This window comes from Streptomyces sp. BE20, from assembly GCF_036322525.1.
In the GTDB taxonomy this organism is placed as follows: domain Bacteria; phylum Actinomycetota; class Actinomycetes; order Streptomycetales; family Streptomycetaceae; genus Kitasatospora.
The window spans coordinates 1-5,733 of record NZ_JAQYWW010000505.1 but is presented as its reverse complement, the minus strand read 5'-3'; the positions used below and the strand labels follow the sequence as shown (position 1 = coordinate 5,733).

The window sequence follows — 5,733 nt, the reverse complement described above, 5'->3', positions numbered from 1 at the left end:
TCTCACCGGCCAGGATCGACAGCACGATCCGGACCTTCTCCTCCGGCGGCAACGCCGGCGGCCTCACCATGATCGATCAGACTCCTTCACAGGGCAGGACCCGCAAGAAACAAGCCCTGCCACAAAGTCTGACGCGCGACAGACACCTCAGACAACCACCGATTCCCGAGATATCACCGATACCCGCAGACCAGAACCCCGCACAACAGTCACACCCAACAGAAACGATCAAGGAACCGTGAGGCAACACCCCGACACACCCTGACCATGTCCCCACTCCAACCACAACACCCCACATCACAGCCACGACCCACAACCAAAATGGCGACACGTCACAGCAGCGGGACCCCGCGATCACTTGCACCATTTTAGTGTTGACGCAAACATGTGATGGTGAGAGTGTTGGGGTAATCGGTGTTGTCAGGAGTTCTGGCTGATTCAGCCTGGCCTCCAAGGGTGTGAGACACGGGGGCCAGGACGCGAGGCAGAACGTGCGTCCAACTGGTCGGGCTCCGCGGTCGTTCGGGAGGCGGCCGGTCCCTGCACCGGTTGATCCGGGTGATTCTGTGGGGATTGGTCAGGTGTCCTGGGTGAGGGGTCCTGGCCAGGATGTCAGCGATTCGGCAGGCGCGGTCGGCTGCTCTTGGTGGCAGGTCGGCGAACCGTTCGTCGGTATCTTCGGCCCCCGCGAATCGCATCACGTACAGCTCGGCTTTGACAGTGCCCACGTGGACCCCAGGGTTCGCTGAGGCTCTACCGCAAATGTTTTCAAGAGATCGACGGCAAGGATTGCACATGACGGACGCGCCCGTACGGATCGGACTGGCTGGCTACGGCTTCGGCGGCAGGTACTTCCATGCGCCGTTGCTCGCCTCCACCCCGGACTGTGAGTTTCTCGGGGTGGTCACCACATCCCCGGAGCGCCGAAAGCAGATCACCGGTGAGCTGGGCCGGCCGGCGTACGAGTCGTTGGAGGAACTGGCCCGGGCCGGAGCGGAGGCGGTCGCGATCTCCACTCCGGCGGCCACACACATCCCATTGGCCCAGGAGGCGCTGAAGCTGGGTTTGGCAGTGGTCTGCGACAAGCCGTTCGCGCTCGACGCGGCATCTGCCCGGGAGACGACGGAACTGGCGGAGCGGCTGCAGGTTCCACTGACGGTCTATCAGAACCGTCGCTGGGACTCCGACTTCCTGACTCTGCGGCGGCTCATGGCCGAGGGTGCGCTCGGTACTCTGACCCGCTTGGAGTCGCGTTTCGAGCGGTTCCAGCCCGAGCCCGGCCCGCCGGCCGCAGGCGGTGGCACCCTGCTCGACTTCGGCAGCCACCTGGTCGACCAGGCGCTGGTCCTGTCCGGGCCAGTCGAGCGGGTGTATGCGGAGATGCGGAGCCGCGACGGCGGCGAAGGGCTCGACGAGGACGTCTTCGTCGCGCTGACCCACCGCAGCGGGGCCCTGTCGCACCTGTCCGGCAGTTGGCGCCAAGGTGCACCCGGCCCGCGCTTCCGCGCCACCGGCAGCACCGGGACGTACGTGGTCGACGGTGTGGACGGTCAGGAAGCCCTGCTGATCGCGGGTGCCTCCCCGGCCTCGGAGGGTGAGCGCTGGGGCATCGAGCCCGAGCGGCGTTGGGGCCAGGTGCTGCGCGGCGACCACGTTGATCCCGCACCGTCCGCCCGCGGCGAGTGGGACCTCTTCTACCCGGCCTTCGCCGCCGCGCTCCGTGGCACCCGTCCGCTGCCCGTGGACCCATGGGACGCCGTGACCACCGCGACCGTACTGGACGCCGCGCGCACCAGCGCCGCCAGCGGCGAGGTCGTACGCCTGTCCTGACCTGCGAAGGCGGCCGGAACCGCGTCAGCACGGCAGCAAGGGAGCAACCGAAGGCCAGCCCGGGACCGCTGCTGAAGGGCGTCGGCCCGCCCGGGAGGCCAGGTCCACGGCCGGTGCGCAATCGCGCCGCTTTCGCCGGAGCAATCCGGGGCCGCCCGGTACCCGGGACCAGTACGGGGCGCCACTGTGCGGTCTTCTGGCGCGGGCTTGGGCCCGCCAGGTCGAGATGCAGGCGATTCTCACCGGGCCGACTTACCTTCTGTAGCCCCCGGCCTGGCGTGTGAGCGAGGGGGCGAGCGGGCGGGTGGGGCGGGGCGGCGCCCGGGCGGACGTGAGGGCGCCGGCCTCGGTCGTGGCCGGCGCTGGTGCTGATGCGGAAGACCGGTAGCGGGGGCCGGGCTGTGGTCGTGCACGTGGGCCGCCGGCATCTGTCGCTCCTCGCCTCGAAGGCTGTCCGCCAAGCCTCCCACCACTTCTGCCGCGCACGGGGCGGCTCCGGGCAGGCGGGACAGGCGCCCGCTGCCCGTCGCCGACACCTTTTCCCACGCGATAGCCGTGGGAGAAGGACGAACTTCCTGCGGCTCGCCGGTGGCCGGGGCGGCGCTGCTGCCCCGGCCACCGGCGGAGCAAGGACTCCGGCCGCCAGTAGTGCCGTGGAGGCTGTCGGCGGCCGGTCCTACACTCGGCAGATGGTGCTCACGTAAAGCAGCGGTAGCAGCGACGGTCTGCCCGAGGAGGCCCGCCCGGAGACCTATCTGGCCGGGATCGACCCCACCACCACTCAGTGGGTCACGGTCCTCCGCAACACCCTCGACGGCCGCGAACTGCAGACCGACGGCCCGCAGGGCACCGTCTGGTGGCGCTACGGCAACGACGAACCGCAGAGCCTCAACCACGCCCCGGCGGGCCGCGAGTACACCGAGCGCACCCGTGCCGGCCTCAAGGCCCAGGACGACGCCGCCCAGGCCGAGGAGGACCGCCTGGCGGACGAGAAGGCCGAGGCCTCCCGCTGCCCCACCTGCCGCCGACTCCCCGACGAATACGAAGACCACTGGGACGCCAGCAACGGCACCACCGACTGCCCGCCCTGCCTCACCACGAAGAACGACGCCGAGGCTGCCCAGGCCCTGCAGGACGCCGAAGCACGCGAACGCTGCGTCACCTGCCAGGTCGGCCTCATCGAAAACAACCTGCTCGCCCACGACCCGAAGCCATCGAATGCTGGACGTGCTACCAAAAGCGCGACTTCAGCACCGGACAAAGGCTCCGCCGCCCCGAGGAACCGACGAAGAAAAGGCGACTCTTCGGCACCTGAAATCCCGGCCACCACAATTCATCGGTGCCGCGCCTGGTGACGGCCGCGCGCGGGCCGTCACCGGCCGGTGTCGGGCGGCCGGGCCGCACCCTCGCCACGGGCCCGGCGCCCCCGCTTCCCGAGCCGATCCAGCCGCGCCCGCTCCACCTGGTCGAGATGCTCCAGCCACGCCCGCCGCCGCTCGGCCCGCAGCTCCTGCCACGCCTGCCAGGTGTGGTCCTCGGCCTGCGCGAGCCGCTGCGTGCTCACGCCGTACGCGGGCGCCGCCCATTCCTCCCAGGCGATGTAGCGGTCCAGGCGTCCGTCGTAGCGGCTGGTGGCCGCCTGGCCCCGGTGACCCATGCCCTCCACCTGCCGGTCCCGTGCTCCGGGGTCCACCGGGAGGTTATCCGGGTGCGGCCGTGGGCCAGTTGGCTCTGAGGACCTTCAGTGCGGTGGTCAGCTGGGTCTGGGTCGGGAAGAAGGGTTCGCCCTCGACCGTCGGCAGTTTGGCGGCGAGTGCGGTGCCGAGGGTGCCGTTGTGTGCCATGGCGTCCATCAGGACGGGGCGGGCGTAGTCCACGAGCCGTAGGTTCTGGCCCTCCGGGGAGGCGAGGTACTCCTCCCAGAGCCGGGCCGCGGCGGGGTGCGGGGCATCCTTGTTGATGGCCTGTGCGTAGTACTGGGCGAAGCTGCCGTCGAACGGGATGGCCACCTTCCAGTCCACGCCCGCTGATCTGAGCCCGTCGGTGTGCTGCAGGTCGAGGTAGTCCCACTCGATGACGATCGGTGTCTGGCCGGCGGCGATGCTCTCCATGCCGGCAATGGCGTGGTTGAAGTTGCCGGTCCGGGCCAGACGGGCGAAGAAGTCGATGCCGGGCTGGATGTTGCCGTACGAGCCGTTGTTGGCGAGGGTTGTTGCTTGCCACTCGGCATGAGCACGGATAAGGCTGGTTGTGCCACTCCCCTCGTGGCCAAGCAGACGATCTTCGAGTACCCGCCCGACCTCCTCGACGCGCAGCGCGCCCTCGCCGCGGTGCGGGCCGAGCGCTCCGTCTACCTGCGTGCCCTGCCCGGCTGGGCCGACCTGCCCGCGGGCGAGGTCCTCAGCGCCGAGCAGTACGCCGGGTCCGACCGGCTGACCGCAGCCGAACGACGCTGCCCAGGTGGTCGACTCCCATCCCTTCTGGGCCGCGCTGCCGGTCGGGGACCGTGTCGCGGCCCGCAGCCGGCTCCAGCACGCCGCCCCCGCCGAGGCTGCCCTCGACAGCCGGGACGAGGCGTTGCGGTGGAGCCGGGGCCGGGGGCCCCGGCTCCGTTCCGTCTCACGGCCTGGAGTTGAACGCGTCCCGCCGGGCCTTGCGGGCGTTGCGCATCACCCGGCGCTCCTCGGGCTGGTCGTACAGCGCGTGGACGGCCTCGGTGGTCAGCTCGGCGACGTCGCCGACCTCCTTGGCACACCCACACCCTGCCCACCCCACGGCAGGGGTGAACGAACCCTCACACGCGCGCGGGTGCGCCCGCGAGCTCGCACGGGGGCGGCACCGTGCGCGTGGACGCCGCCGCCCCCACGGACCGGTCGGCTACGGAGCCGAGGTCCAGGTGACGGTGGTGTCCGTACAGCCGGCCGCGAGGAAGTACAGCCGGTCCTGTTCGGCCTGGTCCACGCTCAGGTTCCAGCGGAGCTTGGTCGCCGTCCACTCGGCCGCGTACCGGCACAGGGCGCTGGCGGACGGCGGCAGCCACTCGGCCGGGTCCTGGTCGCTCTTGCTGCGGTTGGAGCGGGCGGTGACCGCCACCAGCGAGGTGTCCTGGCCGAGGTCGTTGGCGTAGGCCTCGCGGCGCGCCGGAGTCCACGTCGAGGCGCCGCTGTCCCAGGCCTCGGCGAGGGGAACCATGTGGTCGATGTCCAGGGAGCCGGCGGCGGTCACGGTCGTCTCGTCGTAGTACGACCACCACGACCCACCCGTGATCGTGCAGCGCGCGCCGACCACCGGTGCGAGGACCGCCTCGGCGATCAGTACTTCCTTGCGGGTGTCGCAGCCGTCCGCCGGGTTCGCGCCGGCGTTCCAGTGCTTGAACAGGCTTCTGTCGTAGCCGGCGCGGGACTCGTCCGCGACGGGCAGCAGGGAAACAGCCACCCCGATCGGGGCGGTGTCGGGCACCGCCGGGGGCGGGGCGAAGGCGGACGCGGTGGAAGGGGAGAGGCAGAGCGCGGCCATGGCCGCCAGGGCCGCCGCGCGCATCACAGTGATCATCACGGAGCCCGTTATAGCCCTCCCGCTCCACCGGTGGAGCGGATACTGACCAACTGTCACCCTTGGCAGTGACTGCGAGCCGTCCCCTGACGAACGAACGTGAAAGCGGCGACCGACCCGGCCGCCACCCGTCGACACGGGTCGACACGGGTCAGCGGCTCCCGGAGCTCCTCTGGTTGCCGCTGCTGGTCTCTGGCAGGGGTGGACCCGCCGTCCGGACGGTGTACCGTCCGCCGGCCCGATCCCGTTCTGCCAGCGGGGCCGCGCGGGAAAGTTCCTGCTGGGCCCCCTGACCCGATCTCTCCCGCCCCTGGTGTCCGGTAACGCGGAGCACCCGAACGGCCCGGCGGC

6 protein-coding genes are annotated in these 5,733 nt (G+C 70.6%); 2 read left to right on the top strand and 4 right to left on the bottom strand.

Going from position 1 to position 5,733, the window contains the following annotated elements; all coding sequences use genetic code 11:
* On the top strand, nt 1–242 hold a 242-nt coding region (locus tag PUR61_RS07265), incomplete at its 5' end, for a hypothetical protein (protein WP_329876856.1).
* Between the two features lie 553 nt (nt 243–795).
* On the top strand, nt 796–1,830 hold the full coding sequence (locus PUR61_RS07260) for a Gfo/Idh/MocA family protein (RefSeq protein WP_329876854.1): 1,035 nt from the start codon (nt 796–798) through the stop codon (nt 1,828–1,830).
* A 1,372-nt stretch (nt 1,831–3,202) separates the two neighbouring features.
* Here the strand turns inward: PUR61_RS07260 and PUR61_RS07255 are convergent.
* The 4 genes from PUR61_RS07255 to PUR61_RS07240 all read right to left on the bottom strand — a co-directional run bounded on the left by PUR61_RS07255 (nt 3,203) and on the right by PUR61_RS07240 (nt 5,382).
* Nucleotides 3,203–3,523 carry a hypothetical protein gene (locus PUR61_RS07255; protein WP_329876852.1) on the bottom strand — a complete coding sequence of 107 codons (321 nt, stop codon included), beginning with the start codon at nt 3,521–3,523 and terminating at the stop codon, nt 3,203–3,205.
* Between the two features lie 7 nt (nt 3,524–3,530).
* On the bottom strand, nt 3,531–4,070 hold the full coding sequence (locus tag PUR61_RS07250; RefSeq protein ID WP_443035131.1) for an ABC transporter substrate-binding protein: 540 nt from the start codon (nt 4,068–4,070) through the stop codon (nt 3,531–3,533).
* A 379-nt stretch (nt 4,071–4,449) separates the two neighbouring features.
* On the bottom strand, nt 4,450–4,605 hold the full coding sequence (locus PUR61_RS07245; RefSeq protein ID WP_329876850.1) for a hypothetical protein: 156 nt from the start codon (nt 4,603–4,605) through the stop codon (nt 4,450–4,452).
* 102 nt (nt 4,606–4,707) lie between these two features.
* The gene (locus PUR61_RS07240; protein ID WP_329876858.1) at nt 4,708–5,382 is read right to left on the bottom strand and encodes an HNH endonuclease family protein; all 675 of its coding nucleotides are present in this window, start codon (nt 5,380–5,382) and stop codon (nt 4,708–4,710) included.
* Nucleotides 5,383–5,733 lie beyond the last annotated feature (351 nt).

Bases quoted from the DNA above. Each gene is read 5' to 3' on its own strand.
- PUR61_RS07260 (WP_329876854.1), top strand. From the start codon at position 796: ATGACGGACGCGCCCGTACGGATCGGACTGGCTGGCTACGGCTTCGGC.
- PUR61_RS07240 (WP_329876858.1), bottom strand. From the start codon at position 5,382: ATGATCACTGTGATGCGCGCGGCGGCCCTGGCGGCCATGGCCGCGCTC.